The following is a 19,281-nucleotide window of genomic DNA, read 5'->3' on the forward strand; positions in this document are numbered from 1 at the left end:
GTATTTTCAAGTCCGCCTCGGCAAAGCCTGCAAGGAGTGCCGGCCGGCGGTACCTGTTAGAACCCGGTGTAGGTGTGTGGCGTGATGCGGCGCAGCTCCTCCTTGACCGACTCCGACACGTTGAGGGTATCGATAAACTCGCGTATCGACTCGGCATTGACTACCGAGTTGGTGCGGGTGAGGGCCTTCAACGTCTCGTAGGGGTGCGGATAGCCTTCGCGGCGCAGAATCGTCTGGATACCCTCGGCCACCACGTTCCACATCTGGTCGAGGTCGCGGTAGATGGCCGTCTCGTTGAGCAACAGCTTGTTCAACCCCTTGATGGTGCTGTGGAAGGCGATGAGCGTATGAGCCAAGGGCACACCCACGTTGCGCAGCACGGTCGAGTCGGTGAGGTCGCGTTGCAGACGCGAGATGGGCAATTTCTTGGCCAGGTGCTCGAAAATGGCATTGGCCAGACCCAGGTTACCCTCGGAGTTCTCGTAGTCGATGGGGTTCACCTTGTGAGGCATGGCCGACGAACCTACCTCGCCCTCTTTGATTTTCTGTTTGAAATACTCCATCGAGATGTATTGCCAGAAGTCGCGGTCGAGATCGATGACTATCGTATTGATGCGGCGCAGGGCGTCGAAGAGGGCGGCCAGATTGTCATAGTTCGAAATCTGGGTGGTCCAGGCTTCGCGCTCGATACCGAGGCGTTCTTTCAGGAAACGGTTGCCGAAGGCAGGCCAGTCGATGTCGGGGTAGGCAAAGTGGTGGGCGTTGAAGTTACCCGTGGCACCGCCGAACTTTCCGCTCACGGGCACAGCCTTGAGCAGCTCGATCTGTTTCTCGAGACGGTATCCGAAAACCCGTATCTCCTTGCCCAGGCGGGTAGGCGATGCCGGTTGACCGTGCGTCTTGGCCAGCATGGGAATATCTTTCCACTCCTCGGCATAGTGGTTGATGAGCGACAGCATCTCGTCGAGTACCGGCATGTAGCAGTCGTGCAACGCCTCTTTTATCAACAGGGGCACCGACGTGTTGTTAATATCTTGCGAGGTGAGGCCGAAGTGGATGAACTCCTTGTAGGCCTCGAGGTGCAACTCGTCGAACTTCTCCTTCAAGAAATATTCGACCGCTTTCACGTCGTGGTTGGTGACCGACTCAATCGACTTTACCCGGGCGGCATCGGCCTCGGTAAAGTTTTGATAGATGGCCCGCAAAGCCGGGAAGAGGTTGTGGTCTACCCCCTTGAGCTGAGGCAGAGGCAACTCGCACAACGCGATGAAATACTCGATTTCGACCCGTACCCGGTACCGGATAAGAGCCCACTCCGAAAAATAAAGCGACAAATTTTCCACCTTGTTGCGGTAGCGGCCATCGATAGGCGATATAGCCGTGAGTGATGATAATTCCATAATCCTGTGATTTGAATGAAACAGAGCACAAAAATACGATTTCCTGCGTAATTTTATCGAATAATTTTCGTTTTTGTTTTGCAAATAAAAAAATTGTATTACCTTTGCATCGCTTTTCGGAAAATAATCCGGGCGTTTAGCTCAGCTGGTTTAGAGCATCTGCCTTACAAGCAGAGGGTCGGCGGTTCGAATCCGTCAACGCCCACTAAGGCCGGACAACCGATAGACAAAAATCGCTTGACGGTCGGAGAAAATCCCTGACAGCGGTCACAAGCCGCAACAAACAGGGGCGTTTAGCTCAGCTGGTTTAGAGCATCTGCCTTACAAGCAGAGGGTCGGCGGTTCGAATCCGTCAACGCCCACCACCAAGGCCGGACAACCGAGAGACAAAAAAATCGTTTGACGGTCGGAGATAATCCCTGCGTGGCGGTCACAAGCCGCAACAAAACAGGGGCGTTTAGCTCAGCTGGTTTAGAGCATCTGCCTTACAAGCAGAGGGTCGGCGGTTCGAATCCGTCAACGCCCACCACTCACCAAAAACAACATATAAGTCCGCACTTGTAAGCAATCGGCTTGCAGGTGTTTTTTTATTTTCGGCCCTCCCGGTCGCGATAGGTCACCTCCTTCCCGACCAGCCGCTTGCCCTTGAACCGTACCGACCGGTTGCAGCACGAGCAACGGTAGTAGGAATAGTAGTGCTCGACAACCGAGGTCTCGCGCGTCACAAACTCGTCGACCGTATCGGAGACGACCAGCTTGTCGCCCTGCCGCTCGACCTTGCGCGAGAGCAGCCGGCTGTCGTCGTACTCATCGACCGTAACGACCCGTTTCAAATCGCCCCGCCCCAGGAACTTCAACCCCTTGACCGTATGGCAGTAGGGACAACGGCCATTGACATCGGCACTCCAGAACATCGCCGAGAGAATCAAGGCTACGTAAACGAAAAACATGTTGACCGACACCATCGAGAAATAGAAGAGGTAGAGGTGATAGACCACCAGAATGCACAACACGCCCACCACCTTGAGCCACCGGTTGGAGAGCGGGCGCAGATAGATGACCGTGTGACGCAGCCCCCACGACACCACGAAGGCCAACAGCAGCAACAACGCGGCATCAGCCAACCCCACGACACCCCGCGCGGCCCACAATGGCAGCAGCCGACTCCCCACCCCTTCGCCCAGTGGATAGGCGGCATAATAACCGGCCCGCACATAGTTGGGGTTGTAGCGAATGTGCGAATTGATCAGGTGCGAGAAGAAGGGCAACGACCGGGTCGACTGCCCCGAGATATGGTAATCGGCCAACGTATCATTCTCGAAGACGAGCATCAGTGTACGGTACAGCAGCGAGTCGTTCTGCAACACATCGACACTGGGCAGGAAGGCATACTTGCGGCTCCCCTTCACCACCACGCTCTGCGCCGGTTCGTACAACGCCTCGATAGCTGCCAGACTGTCACCCTTCAGCCGGTTCAGGTCCCGGTCGAAGACCGCCAGCCGGTCGACAATGAGATACTCCTTGTCGGGACTGCGCCAGGTATAGACGGGCATCTGCCCGCGAATGGGCCAGTAGAGGGGCTCGAAAGCCAGCTCCTCGCCGCTGTCGAGCACATAGAGGTAGGGATAGTCGCTCCGTTTCGTCTCCGACTTCATGGGATTCTCGGCCAACCGCTCCACCCGCACGACCCGGCGAGGCTCCAGCCGACCGTCGACCTCGACCTTCACCTCCAGCCCGGTAGCCGTCTCGGGCACCACAGCCAGCCCCCGCGTTCCGTCGCGCAACTCTATCTGATACTCGGCCCACGGCTTGTAACTGAGCAGCACCCGCTCGTCGGGCAGGTCGTAGCAGATAGCCAACACCCGCACCGGCGTACCGGCCGGCAAACGCTGCACCTGCTCCTGGCCGTCGGCATCCACAACCCGCAAGTCGGTGCTCCAGCGCAAGGTCACCTCGTGCGACCGCTCCCGCACCTGCCCGACCTTCATCGACGAGTAGTCGATCAGGTTCCACAACCCGAAGTTGCACCACGGCAAAATGCAAATCAAAATCAAATAGATGACAAACGCACGCACCATGCGATAGACATCGGTGGCCTTATCTTGTGCCAGGTAATAGCTTCTGTCCATATATCCCCTTTTATCAACCGGTATTAAAAAGAGCCCTATCACCCCAAGCAGGGATGCTGTCGGGGAAGAGGTTCAGCCTCTTCGCTCTGAACAAAAATAGACATTTTTTCTATTTTTACAAATTCCGGCTTAGAGGCGTGGTCGACAAAACGCCCAAGATTTTCCACTGCCGCTCCCCTTTTCCGCGGAGAGCCCCGAGCGCAAAAGGCATAAAAAAAGCGCCTGCATCGTGATGCAAGCGCCGTTGTCTGTGACCCCGGAGGGGCTCGAACCCTCGACCCAATGATTAAGAGTCATTTGCTCTACCAACTGAGCTACGGAGTCATTCCATAAGGAACGGGTGCAAAGGTAAGGCTTTTCGAGAAACCTGCAAAGGATTCTTCAAAAAATTTTTCGGCAATGTGCAAAATTCGTAAAAAAAGAGCAGCATCTACTCCTGCCCGTCGGGCTCCTCGAAGGTATAGAGCGCCGAGGGGTGGTTGCGGGTAAGCGCCACCAGCTCCACATCCTTGCCTACGCGGATACCCTCCTCGTACAGCCGGTTCTCGATGGTCTTGTAAGCCAGCTCGGGATGGTTGTTGTCGCCGCTGAGGTGGCACAGGAAAATGTTGCGCAACGCCGGGGTATAGATACGGGCCAGATAGTCGGCCGTGCGGGCATTGTCCATGTGGCCGTTGTCGGCCAGGATGCGCCGCTTGAGGTGAGGCGGATAGGTGCCGTGTTGCAGCATGGCCTCGTCGTAGTTCGACTCGATGACCAGGTAGTTGGCCTGACGCAGATACTTGTCGGCCGTCGGGGTGATGGTACCCAGGTCGGTAGCAAAGGCAAAATGCAGATTGCCGTACGTAACAAGGAAGCCCACGTTGTCGCTCCCGTCGTGGGGCACCTCGAAGGCGGTGATGGTAAAGTCTCTGATTTTGAAGGGTACCTCCTTGATGATGGCGCGGTGCGCGCTGTATACCTTGTCGACCATGCAGTAGTTGCGGTTCATGCCGTTCTTGATGGTCTCGGTGGTATAGATGGGGATTCCGAATTTCTCGCCCAAGGTTCCGGCCGCCTTGATGTGGTCGGCGTGGTCGTGGGTGATGCACAAGGCCACGATTTTTTCAAACGGTATGCCATACTCCCTCAAAACCTTCTTGATGGTGCGTACACCTTTGCCGGCATCGATCAGTATGCCATAATCTTCCGTTCCCAAATAATAACAGTTGCCACTGCTTCCGCTGGCCAAGCTCAGAAATTGCAAGCTCATATCCTTTTTTCTCCTTGGGGTACAAAGATAGTTTTTTAGCCGCACAATAGAAAATTATCGGCCACAAAGATATTGCCGCGATTCCGACAATTTTTTCCCGAAGCCCGGCAGGCACTCCGCCCTATTTGTAGAGCAGGAAGATGGCCGGGGTCTTCTGGTAGTTGTACGAGGTCTTGGCCCACTCGCTCAGCGAGAGGGTGCGGATGTTCTCGTCGGGGCAGGTGATGTTGGCCGCCACACACAGGCGGGTGTGCGGGCGACAGGTGCGCACGAGGTCCTCGATCATCTTGTGGTTGCGGTAGGGAGTCTCGATGAATATCTGGGTCTGGTCTTCGGCATAGACCCGCTGCTCGAGCTGCTTGATGCGCTTGGCCCGCTCGCCGGCCTCGATGGGCAGATAGCCCTGGAAGGCAAAGCTCTGGCCGTTGAAGCCCGAGGCCATGAGCGACATCAGTATCGACGACGGGCCCACCAACGGCACCACCGGCAGATGCTCGCGCTGGGCAATCGCCGCCACATCGGCTCCCGGGTCGGCCACGGCCGGGCATCCCGCTTCGGAGATAACCCCAACGGGCTGGCCCTGACGCAACGGATTGAGGTAGCTGCTCACCTCGGTGGCCGGGGTGTGACGGTTCAACTCGTAGAAGGTGAGGGCATCGATGCAAATATCGGGGTTCGACTTCTTGAGAAAACGACGGGCCGAACGCACATTCTCCACGACGAAATGGCTGATTCCGGCTATCACTTCGCGGTTATAGGCGGGCAGTACCCGGTCGATGGGAGTATCGCCCAGCGGTACGGGTATGAGGTATAAAGCGGCTTTGAGCATAACGACTTTTTTGAGGGCTACAAAATCTATCGGCAAAAATACCTATCTTTGTCGAATCGTGAAAATTTCCTCGACCCGATTATGACAGAACTGCCCTCTTCGTTTATCGACCGCACCCGCCGCCTGCTGGGCGACGACTACCCCCGCTTTGAACAGGCGCTCGCTACCGAGTCGCCGGTGAGCATCCGGCTCAACCCGGCCAAATGCCGGCCGGGCAGACCGTTGGGCGAAGCGGTACCCTGGTCGCAAGAGGGCTACTATCTGCCCGAACGGCCGGCCTTCACCTTCGACCCCTGCTTCCATGCCGGGGCCTACTATGTGCAGGAGGCAGCCTCGATGTTCCTGCATCGGGTCATCGACCAGTACATACACACCCCGGTGCGCTACCTCGACCTTTGCGCCGCACCCGGCGGAAAATCGACCGATGCCATAGCCTCGCTCCCGGCCGGCAGTCTGGTGGTGAGCAACGAGGTGGTGCCCAACCGCACCTATATCCTGGCCGAGAACCTGACGAAATGGGGCTCGCCCTTCTCGGTGGTGACCCGCAACGAGGCGGCCGACTTTGCCCGTCTCGAGAGCTACTTCGACATGGTGGCTACCGATGTGCCCTGCTCGGGCGAGGGGATGTTTCGCAAAGACCCCGACGCCATTGCCGAGTGGTCGCCTGCCGGGGTGGACCGCTGCGCCGAACGCCAGCGGCAAATCCTCACCGACGTGTGGCCGGCCCTCAAGCCGGGCGGAGTGCTCATTTACAGCACCTGCACCTACAACCTCGAGGAGAACGAAGAGATGGTGCTCTACCTGATGAAAGAGCTGGGAGCCACCCCGCTCACGGTCGATACCGACCCGGCCTGGGGCATCGCTTCGGCTCTCGTACCGGGTGTGACGGCCTACCGCTTCATGCCGCATCTCACACGGGGCGAAGGGCTCTTCATGGCGGTGTTGCGGAAACCCGGCGAACCCGACGACTCGCACTCCCGGCTGCTTGACGAACCGGCCGGCAAACGCAACAAGAAGGGGAAGAAGACCACCCCGGCGACTCCCGTGCCCGACGAATGGTGCCAACGGCTGGCTCGTCCCGACGATTTCGACTTTGTGTCGCGCGGCGACAGTTTCCTGGCCATCCCCCGCGAATACCGGGCCGACTACCAGTTGCTCGACCGGCACCTCACCCTGCTGCAGGCCGGTGTCACTCTGGCTACCGTCAAGGGTCGCGACTACATTCCTCACCCCTCGCTGGCTCTCTCGACGGCTCTCGACCCCGAAAAGACACCCCGCTTCGAAGCCGACCTCGCTACGGCCCTGGCCTACCTGCGCCGCGAGAGCATCGTGCTGCCACCCGACCAGCCGCGCGGATACCTCATCGTCGCCTACCGCGGTTTCCCCCTCGGGTGGGTCAAGAATCTGGGCAACCGGGCCAACAACCTCTATCCGCAGGAGTGGCGCATCCGCAGCGGCTACACCCCCGACCTCCTGCCCGACCTGCCTGTCGAACACGTATAAGCACGAGGTATTCGTCTCGACTACCCGATACCCCCCCGAAACGGAAACGAGGGTACGGCCTTCGCCATACCCTCGCCCTGTACCTGTTCACGATTCACCCGCTACAACTTGGGAGCCGACACCCGGCTCATATCCCGGGGCAACTCCACCTTGCGGCAGCCGGGAAAACCATCTTTTATCAAGGCATTGAGCTCTGTCACCTCATCGGCATAGCTACCCCGCTTGCCACACACGTAGAGTTCGGTGAGCGGGTAGCGCTCCAGAATACGAGCCTCGAGCTGCTGCACGGTAGGCGTCTGCTCCAGAGCACTGTACTCCTCATAGGTATAGTCGAGGAAAGCCACGTGCTCGTTGATACCGCGGTTGTCGAGCCAATAGCCGTCGGCCAGTGCGGTGGGCTTGGCCAGGCGGCCCTGATAATAGAGATCGGAGGGAGCCGGATAGGCCACGATATGCTCGTGCCGGGCATCGAGTGTCACCGGCACATGGTCGCTGAAGTCGCGGGTCGTCTTATACACGATAGCCGACGGGAGAGCCTGGGCAGGCTTCGCCCCCGTGAGCACCTGCCCCGAGGTCGTCTTTTCGGGAGCCTGGGCAACCGGTTTGGAACTTTTGCATCCTGCACTGAGAATCAACATGGCCGAACAAAGAAAAATAATCGGTTTCATAAGGTTTCTATTTCTTGATAAATTGGGTTGTCTTCACTTCTTGAGCCGTGCGTACCCGCAACAGATAGGTGCCGGCCTGCAAATCGGCCACGGGCACCTGCAGCTCTTCGCCCGGTACGGGCATCAGGCGCAACAGTTCGCGACCCGAGAGGTCGTAGACCGCCAGGTCGATTACCTCGCCAGCCTGGCGTACATGGAGCGTCTCCTGCACCGGATTGGGATAGACCGCCAGGTCTCCGGCTGTCCCGTCGACCTCATCCAAGCCGGTAGGCGTACTCAGGGTAAAATAGACAAAACTGTTTTCATACGGTGTAAACTGTATCCAGTCACTGCCATTATAATAATAGAGCACAGCCACATAAGAACCATCGTCCAGCGTGAGAGCTGCGTCGATGTTCACGTCGACCTCCTCGTCGGCATCGATAATCAGCTGCTGGTAACCTATATACGATATATAGGTGTCTCCCGACTCGGAGAAAATAAAGGCGACTATATCGTTGGCGAAATAGGCTCCCCGATTGGCGACGCGGGCACTCATGCGAATATCGGCCCGATTCACGGAGCCACCGTCACCTTCCAGCGTCAACGGCGAAACCAGTTGCAAATCGGGGGTTCCCTCGGCAGGAGTTTCGTAGACCGTAACCCGTCGGGGCTCACCCAAAACCGACACATACGAAAAGGCTCCGTTGGCACTGTTCCCTTCATCGTAACAGAGATAGAGATTATACTCCCCGGGTGCTGTGGTTATATACTCCGACACCTCAAAGGTCTGCGTCTCGCCGGGAGCCATGGAGACAGGATTGAAAGTACCCCACTGTGCTACACTACCGTCGGTCGCCGACTCCAATACCAAAACCAAACTCGACACATATTCGCAGCCTCGGTTGGTTACCGTGTAGGTGAACCGGCCATTTCGATTCTGATAGAGATTACCCGAGAGTTCCAAGGCATCCAACTGCAAGTCGACATCAAACCCGGCCGCATCGGCAAACGTCACCCGACCGCCGCTCACCGTCACTTGCAGATAGTTGGATGTGCCTGCAGGAGCGCGCATGACGTGATAGTCGGACGAACCCTCAGCCTGATAGACCAGATGAAGCCGATAGCTGCCATCGGGCACCGTGCCGGGTATCGTTTGTTCGCCAAACGAAAGTGAATACCAACCATAGGAACGCTCGAGACGCGTAGTCATCAACTCCAGCGGGCAAACCACGTGGCCCGAATCGTCGCACAGTGCGGGCCCGATATTCCCTTCGAAGGTATTGCAACCCAGATTCCAAAGGCCATTGACCCACACCTCGAACGATTCGTTGCGCCCGATTTCCGTGCGGGAGACCATCAGAGTCGTATCCATGCAGAGCTGATACAAGCCGTCATCGGGCAGAGTTTCCGATTGTATGCCGGTGATGATTGCCTGTCCCCAGTTGAATCCGCCGTTGCTGCCACCGGTACCCTGAGCCGTCGGAGTCAGATTGGAAAGCGTGAAATAACCGTTCGACATACCGCTCCAACCCCAGTTGATATGGAACAGACCGTTGGTATCGTAGCCATCGCACACAAAAGCATGGCCACCCTGCGCACTGGAACCGCTGTAATAAACGGGGCGCTTTTCGTCCAACTCGTGGCGGATGATGGAATCCCATTCGGTCTTGGTATAGTAAATTCGGTTCAGTAGTTTCATATTCTTGTTGTAGCCGAAATAGGTAGCCAGCGCCTCGGGTACATCGTCCGAGAAGGCACCGCTCTCGTAACCGTAGTCCATACCCACCGAGATTCCGCAATGATACATCAGGGTAGCCACGGCATTTCGCTCCTCGTCGGTACTCTCGCTGGTATAGATGGGCGTCATATGGTCCCAATCGTAATAGGTATTCTCGATATTCTCTTCGTCAATCACCAAACCCTGGCTTCGCGTGGTATACCCCGGTATCGTTCCGGTTCCCTTCTCGGGCCACTGGTGGTACCCCATAATCTGAGCCATGGCCGTAGCCACACAGCCCACCACAGACCTGCCGCCATCGCTCATCACCGGGCATTGCAGATTGTAGGGATCGCCCTGGTCCCACAGGATACTGCCCAACAACGGAGCCACCGACTTGCCCGTGGCCTGTGTGGAGCGCTCTACCTTTTTCGCGGAGAAGGCGACGGCCTCGGGTGCAGCAGCAAGCGACTCGAGTTCGGTGGCATAGGAGTTCAACAAATACCGGAAGTTGTCGGGCAGGCTGTCAATGTCGAACGGACCGGCATCGGAATACCCCAGAATCTCGGGAGCCCGGTCGTCGGCCGACACGATAACAAAACCCTCCCCCCGGTTAAAGACATAGAACAACGGCTGCGAATCCCCGCTGCGGGTATAGGCGAGCCGCGTCGAGGTCCCCATCGTCTTTTTAAGATTGCCGGCACTGCCTGCAAATTCGCTGGCTATCTGTTGTGCCTGCTGCACGGTGCGCGGCCGGGCATACAGCGATGCAGCCAACGACACACACAAAGCCACTATAAAAAATGGTTTCACTCGATTGTTTTTCATTTTAGACATCTCTACTACTGTTTCTGTAATATGGCTCGCCATATCCCTTTCTTATGGCGACTATAATATTATATGTGTGGTACAAAAATAGTGAAAGGTGAGCGGAGAATAAAATATCGAAACTTGTTTCAGATATTTTTTATCCCGAACCGCATCCTATCTTATCTAAAGATTGTGAAAGGTGAGCGAAGAATAAAATATCGAAACTTGTTTCAGTATTTTTTATCCCGAACCGCATCCTATCTCCCAGGGAAAAATCGGGCAAAAACTTTTTCACATTCCCTTCACAATGTTTCCGCTCCAAAAGTTTCATATATCGGTTTTTTTATTACTTTTGCATGTAGGAATAGGACGAAAGTCGACTGGGATTCAGGTACGGAAATTCCTCTCTACCAAGCCCGGCAATCGGCCTGTTTCAACCGGCAGGGAGGCGCCATCAATGCGCTCCTGCAGTCATGTCGTTCTTCCTTAAAAACAGCCCTATGAAAACTCTGAAACTGATAAAAAACGATCCTTGGCTGGCCCCTTATAAACAGGCAATCGAAGGCCGTCATAACCGTGCCTTAGAAAAAATGGCCGAACTGACCAACGGCAGCGGCAACCTCTCGGAATTTGCCGACGGATACCTCTACTTCGGCCTTCACAAAGAAAAAGGTCATTGGGTATTCCGCGAATGGGCTCCCAACGCCAACGCCATCTACCTGATTGGTACCTTCTCGGACTGGAAAGAACAACCTCAATACAAACTGCTGGCTATCGGGAACGGCGTGTGGGAAATCAAGCTTCCCCTCAAGACACTGCATCACCTCGACCTCTACAAGCTGTCGGTCCACTGGAACGGCGGGCAGGGCGAACGCATACCCGCCTGGGCTACCCGCGTGGTGCAAGACCCCGAGACCTATATCTTCTCGGCTCAGATCTGGGACCCCAGACAGCCCTTTACCTTCACCAAGACCAACTTCAAACCCAAGACTTCGCCCCTGCTCATCTACGAATGCCACATCGGTATGGCCCAGCAGGAGGAGAAGGTGGGCACCTATAACGAATTTCGCGAGAAGATTCTGCCTCGCATCGATGCCGACGGCTACAACGCCATACAGATTATGGCCATACAGGAGCACCCCTATTACGGCTCGTTCGGCTACCACGTGTCGAGCTTCTTTGCCCCCTCGTCGCGATTCGGTACCCCCGACGACCTGAAGGCCCTCATCGACGACGCTCACCGGCGCGGCATCGCCGTCATCATGGACATCGTGCACTCGCACGCCGTGAAGAACGAGGTCGAGGGTCTGGGCCGCTTCGACGGCTCCTACGACCAATATTTCTACGGCGACAACCGGCGGGAGCACCCGGCGTGGGACTCGCTCTGCTTCGACTACGGCAAGAACGAAGTGATTCACTTCCTGCTCTCCAACTGCAAATACTGGCTCGACGAGTTCCACTTCGACGGGTTCCGCTTCGACGGCGTCACCTCGATGCTCTACTACAACCACGGGCTGGGGCAGGCCTTCTGCTCGTACGACGACTACTACAACGGCGGGCAGGACGACAACGCCATCGTCTACCTCACTCTGGCCAACGAACTCATCCACCAGGTAAACCCGCGCGCCATCACCATTGCCGAAGAGATGAGCGGCATGCCGGGCCTGGCAGCCAAATTCAAGGACGGTGGCATCGGCTTCGACTACCGCATGGCCATGGGTATCCCCGACTTCTGGATAAAGACCATCAAGGAGAAGAAGGACGAGGACTGGAAACCTACCGCCATATTCTGGGAACTGACCAACCGGCGGGCCGACGAAAAGACCATCAACTATGCCGAGAGCCACGACCAGGCTCTCGTGGGCGACAAGACCATCATATTCCGCCTCATCGACGACGTGATGTACTGGCACATGAGCAAGGGCGACACCAACTTTGTCGTAGACCGGGGCATGGCCCTGCACAAGATGATACGGCTCGTTACCCTCTCGACCATCAACGGCGGGTACCTCAACTTCATGGGCAACGAGTTCGGTCACCCCGAGTGGATCGATTTCCCCCGCCAGGGCAACGGCTGGTCCTACAAATATGCCCGCCGCCAGTGGGACCTCGTTGACCGCGAAGACCTCAAGTACCAGTACCTCGGAGCCTTCGACCAGGCCATGATTCATCTGGTAAGCCAGAAGAAGAAGTTCGAGCAGACCCCCATCGTCAAACTGTGCGAAAACGATGGCGACCAGGTGCTCGCCTTCATGCGCGACGACCTGCTCTTCGTCTTCAACTTCCACCCCTGCAAGTCGTTCAACGGCTACGGCATTCTGGCCCCCGCCGGCGAATACACCACCCTGCTCAGCAGCGACGATACCGAATTCGGTGGATATGGACTCGTAGACAAGAGCGTTCCCCACTTTACACGGCGCGACCCGCTCTTCGAGAAAGAGAAGAAGGAGTGGCTGCTGCTCTACCTGCCGGCCCGTTCGGCTCAAATTCTTCGCTGGAAGAGACCCGAAGAGATAGGCAACACCCCCGAAGCGACCGAAAAAAGCTCGACTCGGAAAACCGCCCAAACTGCCCAAAAACCGAAGACGGAAAGAAAAGCGACTGCCCGCTCGACCAAAACCACAAAAGCGAAAAAGCAATAATCGGTAGAACAACCGAACACCATCCAATCGAGGGCTTCCCACACGGGGATGCCCTCGACTTGCATATACCTCACCCGGAAGAACGCTCCACCGCCCCCTCGCTCCCCACAACTCATCACCCCACCCGACCGACCAGGGCTTCTTGCCTCTCTAAGAAAACAGGAAAAGGCTACACCTCACCCCGTTGCACCTTACATTTCGCCGAAACGAAATAAGATAGATATACGTTTGTAACGATTCTGTAACATGAAAATCGTTCCTTTGCGATGCCAAAAAACATGCAAATTGGAGATTATGGAAACATTCTATCTGATTATCGTCATCTTTATTTTCTTCATCGCCGTCTTTGACCTGTCGGTCGGCGTGAGCAACGATGCCGTCAACTTCCTCAACTCGGCCATCGGGTCGAAAGCCGCTTCGTTCAAAATGATTATGGCCATAGCTGCCGTAGGTATTTTTGTGGGAGCCTCCATGTCGAACGGCATGATGGATATTGCCCGACACGGCATATACCAGCCACAGTACTTCTACCTGAACGAAATCATGTGTATATCGCTGGCGGTCATGCTCACCGATGTGGTGCTGCTCGATGTCTTCAACACCATGGGTCTACCCACCTCGACCACGGTTTCGATGGTATTCGAGTTGCTGGGCGGTACCTTTGCGCTGGCCATCATCAAAACGATAAACAGCAACGGACTGCTGCAGATGGGCGACCTCATCAACACCGACAAGGCGCTGCAAGTGATTGTCGCCATATTCGTGTCGGTAGCCATCGCCTTCTTCTTCGGTGTTATCGTACAGTATATTGCCCGACTGATTTTCAAGTTCAACTATCGGCGGCAACTTAAATATTTCGGTGCGCTGTTCGGCGGTTTTGCAGCCACGACGATTATCTATTTCATCCTTTTCAAAGGGTTGAAAGAGTCGACCCTGATGACCGCCGATACCCGGCAATGGATTCACGAAAATACCACGATGCTGCTGGGCTGCTGCTTCGTGGCCACTACGGTGCTGATGCAGATACTCACATGGTGCCGCGTGAATGTGCTGAAAGTGGTTGTGCTGCTGGGTACCTTTGCCCTGGCTCTGGCCTTCGCCGGCAACGACCTGGTGAACTTCATCGGTGTGCCTCTGGCCGGCTTCTCGGCCTACACCGACTATGTGGCCAATGGCGGCGGCGCAGCCCCCGACCAATACCTGATGACCTCGCTGCTCGACTCGGCCAAGACACCGCCGGTATTCCTCATCGGTTCGGGTATCATCATGGTTATCGCCCTGTTCACCTCGAAAAAGGCACAGAACGTCATCAAGACTTCGGTCGACCTCTCGCGTCAGGAGACCGGCGAAGAGAACTTCGGTACCTCGCCTATCGCCCGTAAACTGGTGCGCATGACCACCAACACCTCGTCGTACATCATCAACAGCATACCGCCCAAAGCCCGGGCCTGGCTCAACAGCCGGTTCGACAAGGACGAAGTGATACTCGAGCACGGCGCCGCCTTCGACCTGGTGCGGGCCTCGGTCAACCTGGTGCTGGCCAGTCTGCTCATCGCCCTGGGTACTTCGCTGAAATTGCCCCTCTCGACCACCTACGTTACCTTCATGGTGGCCATGGGTACCTCGCTCGCCGACCGGGCCTGGGGACGCGACAGCGCCGTATACCGCATTACGGGTGTCATCTCGGTAGTGGGCGGATGGTTCATCACGGCTGGTGCAGCCTTCCTCATCTGCTTCATCGTTACGATGATTGTCTACTACGGTGGTACCATCGCCATCATCCTGCTGAGCGCCCTCGCCGCCTATATGCTTATCCACAGCCAAATTACCTATAACAAGAAACTGAAACAAGAGAAAAAGAGCTCGCTAGCCCAACAGCTGGTGGCCAACAAAGACAAGGAAGAGGCGCTGGTGCTGCTGCGCCAGTTCAGCCGCGAAGAGTACACCAAAGTGCTGGAGTGGAGCGCCGACCTCTACAACCGGGTAACTACGGGATTTCTGCACGAGAGCTACCGCACCTTGCGTAAGGCCATGGGCGACATCGAGACCGAGCGCAGCTACTTCAAACAGGTGAAACGGTTGGGGACCATAGGCGTATCGCACCTGAACGATCAGGTTGGTCTGGAAAAGGGTCTCTACTACTTCCAGGGCAACGACTTCTCCTACGACATTATCCACGCCATCAAGCGCATGTGTGAGCCGTGTCTGGAGCACACCGACAACAACTTCAACCCGCTTGACAAGAGCCAGAAGGAGAACTTCGGTGCCATTGCTCTCGAGATTGTCGGCTTCCTGGAGAAGAGTCGGGAGCTTGTCGAAGAGAACAACTCAAGCCAGTTCTCCACACTCTACAACCGGGGCAACCAGCTCATCAACCAGCTGGGTGTGCTCAAGCGGGAGGAGATTCGCAACATGCGTGAACAGGTGTCTTACATCAAGGTGGGCATCGTCTACCTCACCGTCATCCAAGAGTCGCAGAACGTGGTGGCCTACACCATCAACCTGCTGAAGATGAACCAAAAATTCCAGGAAGAGAATCAATAATATACAAGTCTCAATTTGCATCTTTTAATTTTTGAGAACTCGGGCCGCCTCTTGCGAGAGCAAAGGGCGGCCTATCCCTTTTTGAATCCGGTTCAAAAAGAGTATGCCACTACATGCGAGAGAGGTGTGCCTGCCGGAGAACCGGTCGACACACCTCTCTGGTGGTATTTGTACAACCTCGTGGTGACGAGGCTGTTCGAGTTTACAATCAGGGTTTATGCGGGGCAATGCGGATACCTATGTCGGAGATGCCGCGGATGCGGTCGTCGCGCATGGCCTGCTGGATAGTCACTACCTGGTCGCGACCGAAACGGAAACGATTGTCGAGCAACAGCTCCTGCTGGTAGTACGAGCCCCAGCCACCACCCGACCAGCGACCGAACTCATCGGCCAGTTCGCAGTTGACGGTATCGGTCTTCTGCCGGCCGTCGGCCCCGGTATAGGAAACGAAGAGCCACAGGTTGCGGTAGGCATAGTCGCCATTATGGCGCAGCGTGAGGAAGAGGTCGTAACGCCCCGTCGAGTCGGGCGACTCGGGGGTGAACCGCTGTACGTCGCGTTTGAACCAACCGTTCTTGGGCAGCGTATTGAACTCGTTGTAGACATCGTTCTGTCCACACGAAAGCAAGCTCGCCAGCCACAGCGCGGCACATCCTATATACAACCCGTTTCGTTTCATCGTTTGCCTCGGTCTTACTCTTTTTTCTCTTCGCGCTTTTCGGGAGCGGCCGGTTTGGGTGCCGGCCGCTTGGGCGCCCCTTGCTGTTTGGGTGCTCCCTGTTGCTTGGGTGCGGCATTCTCGCCCCCCTCTTTACGGGGTTGCTGGCCGTTGGGCTGCTGAGCGTTGGACTCTTTGCCTCCGCCCCCCTTCTTGCCGTTGCGCGGAGGCTTGTTCTGCCCGCGGTTGCCGCCGTTGTTATTGCCGTTGCCCGACTTGTTGCGCGGCTCACCGCCACCCTGCTGACGACGTCCGTTGTTGTTGCCGCCGCCATTGTTGCCGTTGTTTCCGCCGCCGTTGCCTTTTTTCTTCTTCTTGGCCTTGTCGAAGCGGGTAAGGCTGTCCTGTCCTACCACATCTTCGAAGTCGCGGCGTTCGGGAGCACGAGCTCCGGCCTCGGCCTCGAGGGTATCGGGTTTGATGCCCCGCTTGTTGAGGGCGATGATTTCGAACACCCGCTCGGCACTCACGGTCACCAGATTGGCCGCCATCGACTTGTCGGTCGAGTAGGACATCTCGCGTTTGAAAATATCGGTCTTGAAATGGTAGTAGGTGTTGAGTTTCGTCTCGAGCGGAATCTCGCGCGAGGGGAGCCGCTTCTGCGCCTCTACGTAGGCATCGGCCTCGTAATTGAGGCAGCACTTCAGTTTGGCACACTGCCCGGCCAGTTTCTGCGGATTGAGGGCAATGTCCTGATAGCGGGCGGCACTGGTGGCTACCGACACGAAATTGGTCATCCAGCCCGAGCAGCACAACTGACGGCCGCAGGGACCCAGACCGCCAATGCGTCCGGCCTCCTGACGGGCACCGATCTGCTTCATCTCGATACGCACCCTGAAGACCTCGGCCAGCACCTTGATGAGCTGGCGGAAGTCGACCCGTTCGTCGGCGATGTAGTAGAAGATGGCCTTGTTGCCATCGCCCTGATACTCGACGTCGCCGATTTTCATGTCGAGGTGCAGGTCCTCGGCAATCTTGCGGGCCCTGATCATGGTATCGTGCTCCTTGGCCTTGGCCTCTTCGAACTTCTCGAGGTCGTTGGGCTTGGCCTTGCGGTAGACCCGCTTGAGCTCGGGATTGTCGATCTTGACGTTGTTCTTCTTCATCTGCAGCAACACCAGCCGGCCGGTAAGGGTCACCTCGCCGATGTCGTGCCCCGGCGAAGCCTCGACGGCTACCAGATCGCCCGGCACGAGCCGGATGTGAGTCGTGTTGCGGTAGTACCCTTTGCGGGTATTCTTGAACCGCACCTCGACCAGGTCGGTGTCGTCGTGCGACTCGGGAATGTCGGCCAGCCAGTCGTAGACCTCGAGCTTCGCCCCCTTGCGGCGGCAGTTGGCCGAGGTAAGCTGCGGCTTCTCCGACGGGTTTGTAGTATGATTGTCGTTTGTATGGTCCATGTTGAGTAAATCGTTAACACCGACAAGGCCCCAGACCGTACTCGAAACAGCGGTTCGGGTAACGCCCTACGGCCTCGTCGTTGGTTGATAAATGGGGGAATGGAGCGGTATGGCGTCGCCCGGCTTATTTGGCGAAGCTTACGGCCCGCGTCTCGCGGATGACGGTAATCTTCACCTGTCCGGGATAGGTCATCTCGTCCTGAATACGTTTGGCGATTTCGGTCGACAGATTTTCGGTTTCGGCATCGTCGATCTTGTCGGCACCCACAATCACGCGCAACTCGCGGCCGGCCTGTATGGCGTAGGTCTTCAATACGCCGGGATACGAGAGGGCCAGTTGCTCAAGGTCGTTCAACCGCTTGATGTAGGCCTCGACGATTTCGCGACGGGCGCCGGGACGTGCACCCGAAATGGCATCGCACACCTGTACGATGGGAGCCAGCAGGCTGGTCATTTCGGTCTCGTCGTGGTGAGCGCCGATGGCGTTGCAGATATCGGGTTTCTCCTTGTACTTCTCGGCCAGTTTCATACCCAGCAGGGCGTGCGGCAATTCGGGCTCCTCGTCGGGCACCTTGCCTATATCGTGCAGCAGACCGGCGCGACGGGCTTTCTTGGGATTGAGACCCAGCTCCGAAGCCATGACGGCACAGAGGTTGGCCGTCTCGCGCGAGTGTTGCAGCAGGTTCTGACCGTAAGACGAGCGGTATTTCATCTTGCCCACCAGGCGGATAAGCTCGGGGTGCAGACCGTGTATACCCAGGTCGATGGCGGTACGTTTACCGGTCTCGATTATCTCCTCTTCAATCTGTTTGCGCACCTTGGCTACCACCTCTTCGATACGGGCAGGGTGGATGCGGCCGTCGGTTACCAGCTGGTGCAGGGCCAGACGGGCAATCTCGCGACGCACGGGGTCAAAGGCCGAGAGCACGATGGCCTCGGGGGTATCGTCGACGATAATCTCGACCCCGGTAGCAGCCTCGAGGGCACGGATGTTGCGGCCTTCGCGACCGATGATGCGGCCTTTGATTTCGTCCGATTCGATATGGAATACCGTTACCGAGTTTTCGATAGCGGTTTCGGTGGCTACCCGTTGGATACTTTGTATCACGATGCGCTTGGCCTCTTTGTTGGCGGTCATCTTGGCATCGTCCATGATGTCGTTGATATACGAGGCAGCCTGCGTTTTGGCCTCCTCCTTGAGCGACTCGACGAGACGCTCCTTAGCCTCTTCGGCCGAGATACCCGAGAGGTGCTCCAGACGCTCTACTTCCGACTTGTGGAGTTTCTCGAGCTCCTGTTTCCTCTTCTCTACCAGTTCGAGCTGGCTGTCGAGGTTGGCACGCACGGCCTCGGTCTCGCTTTTCTTGCGTTGCAACTCCTGTTGTTGCTGCGAGAGCTGCATTTCGCGTTGCTTGAGTTTCGACTCGGCCGACTGTATCTTGGCATTGCGGGCATTGGCCTGCTTCTCCATTTCGGCCTTCATGTGGATAAACTTCTCTTTCACCTCGAGCAGTTTGTTTTTCTTGATGACCTCGGCCTCTTTCTCGGCCTCTTCGAGGATGGTCTTGGAGCGAGCCGCCAACAGGTAGCGGTTCACCAGAAATACAACGAGACCGCCTATCACGAGACCGCCTACGCTTGCGGAGATTAGTAGTATGTAATTCATCGTTTCTAAATTATAATTATA

Annotated in this window: 13 protein-coding genes and 4 tRNA genes; 6 read left to right on the top strand and 11 right to left on the bottom strand. The window is 56.6% G+C overall.

Translation table 11 applies throughout. The features are described from left to right. Positions 1-56: 56 nt before the first annotated feature. Entirely contained in the window at positions 57-1,400 is a 1,344-nt protein-coding gene (purB, locus tag NW211_RS01940; protein ID WP_087409228.1) for an adenylosuccinate lyase, read from the bottom strand. 130 nt (positions 1,401-1,530) lie between these two features. Between purB and NW211_RS01945 the strand changes: the two genes are divergently transcribed. From NW211_RS01945 to NW211_RS01955, 3 genes are all read left to right on the top strand, one after another. Beyond that, positions 1,531-1,605 (top strand) — tRNA-Val (locus NW211_RS01945). Between the two features lie 82 nt (positions 1,606-1,687). Next, positions 1,688-1,765 (top strand) — tRNA-Val (locus NW211_RS01950). Between the two features lie 86 nt (positions 1,766-1,851). Continuing rightward, positions 1,852-1,929: transfer RNA gene (locus NW211_RS01955), tRNA-Val, on the top strand. Positions 1,930-1,987: 58 nt separating this feature from the next. Here the strand turns inward: NW211_RS01955 and NW211_RS01960 are convergent. From NW211_RS01960 to NW211_RS01975, 4 genes are all read right to left on the bottom strand, one after another. Continuing rightward, complete coding sequence (locus NW211_RS01960; protein WP_258326741.1) at positions 1,988-3,529, bottom strand: hypothetical protein; 1,542 nt, start codon at positions 3,527-3,529, stop codon at positions 1,988-1,990. Positions 3,530-3,780: 251 nt separating this feature from the next. Beyond that, positions 3,781-3,853 (bottom strand) — tRNA-Lys (locus tag NW211_RS01965). Positions 3,854-3,959: 106 nt separating this feature from the next. Continuing rightward, positions 3,960-4,781: an MBL fold metallo-hydrolase gene (locus NW211_RS01970; RefSeq protein WP_087409043.1), complete on the bottom strand. Its 822-nt coding sequence runs from the start codon at positions 4,779-4,781 to the stop codon at positions 3,960-3,962. A 121-nt stretch (positions 4,782-4,902) separates the two neighbouring features. Further along, complete coding sequence (locus tag NW211_RS01975; RefSeq protein WP_258326742.1) at positions 4,903-5,610, bottom strand: SAM-dependent methyltransferase; 708 nt, start codon at positions 5,608-5,610, stop codon at positions 4,903-4,905. Between the two features lie 81 nt (positions 5,611-5,691). Here NW211_RS01975 and NW211_RS01980 point away from each other — a divergent pair, with 81 nt between their 5' ends. Continuing rightward, a complete protein-coding gene (locus tag NW211_RS01980) occupies positions 5,692-7,113 on the top strand; it encodes an rRNA cytosine-C5-methyltransferase (RefSeq protein WP_258326743.1) in 1,422 nt (473 codons plus the stop codon). Between the two features lie 101 nt (positions 7,114-7,214). Here NW211_RS01980 and NW211_RS01985 read toward each other — a convergent pair whose 3' ends face one another. From NW211_RS01985 to NW211_RS01995, 3 genes are all read right to left on the bottom strand, one after another. Further along, positions 7,215-7,781 (bottom strand): hypothetical protein, encoded by a 567-nt coding sequence (locus NW211_RS01985; protein ID WP_258326744.1) that lies wholly within the window; start codon positions 7,779-7,781, stop codon positions 7,215-7,217. A gap of 7 nt (positions 7,782-7,788) precedes the next feature. Continuing rightward, complete coding sequence (locus NW211_RS01990; RefSeq protein ID WP_258326745.1) at positions 7,789-10,293, bottom strand: C10 family peptidase; 2,505 nt, start codon at positions 10,291-10,293, stop codon at positions 7,789-7,791. 154 nt (positions 10,294-10,447) lie between these two features. Then, positions 10,448-10,621, bottom strand: coding sequence for a hypothetical protein (locus NW211_RS01995; protein WP_258326747.1), 174 nt, complete (start codon positions 10,619-10,621; stop codon positions 10,448-10,450). A 169-nt stretch (positions 10,622-10,790) separates the two neighbouring features. Here NW211_RS01995 and NW211_RS02000 point away from each other — a divergent pair, with 169 nt between their 5' ends. Next, complete coding sequence (locus NW211_RS02000; RefSeq protein ID WP_258326748.1) at positions 10,791-12,932, top strand: alpha amylase C-terminal domain-containing protein; 2,142 nt, start codon at positions 10,791-10,793, stop codon at positions 12,930-12,932. 294 nt (positions 12,933-13,226) lie between these two features. Further along, a complete protein-coding gene (locus tag NW211_RS02005) occupies positions 13,227-15,476 on the top strand; it encodes an inorganic phosphate transporter (RefSeq protein ID WP_258326749.1) in 2,250 nt (749 codons plus the stop codon). Between the two features lie 208 nt (positions 15,477-15,684). Here NW211_RS02005 and NW211_RS02010 read toward each other — a convergent pair whose 3' ends face one another. The 3 genes from NW211_RS02010 to rny all read right to left on the bottom strand — a co-directional run bounded on the left by NW211_RS02010 (position 15,685) and on the right by rny (position 19,260). Continuing rightward, positions 15,685-16,155, bottom strand: coding sequence for a gliding motility lipoprotein GldH (locus NW211_RS02010; RefSeq protein WP_087409048.1), 471 nt, complete (start codon positions 16,153-16,155; stop codon positions 15,685-15,687). A 14-nt stretch (positions 16,156-16,169) separates the two neighbouring features. Continuing rightward, positions 16,170-17,594: a regulatory iron-sulfur-containing complex subunit RicT gene (locus NW211_RS02015; RefSeq protein ID WP_258326750.1), complete on the bottom strand. Its 1,425-nt coding sequence runs from the start codon at positions 17,592-17,594 to the stop codon at positions 16,170-16,172. Positions 17,595-17,718: 124 nt separating this feature from the next. Next, positions 17,719-19,260 (bottom strand): ribonuclease Y, encoded by a 1,542-nt coding sequence (gene rny / locus NW211_RS02020; RefSeq protein ID WP_087409050.1) that lies wholly within the window; start codon positions 19,258-19,260, stop codon positions 17,719-17,721. Positions 19,261-19,281 lie beyond the last annotated feature (21 nt).

This window comes from Barnesiella sp. ET7 (assembly GCF_024733785.1).
Classification (GTDB): Bacteria; Bacteroidota; Bacteroidia; order Bacteroidales; family Barnesiellaceae; genus Barnesiella; species Barnesiella merdigallinarum.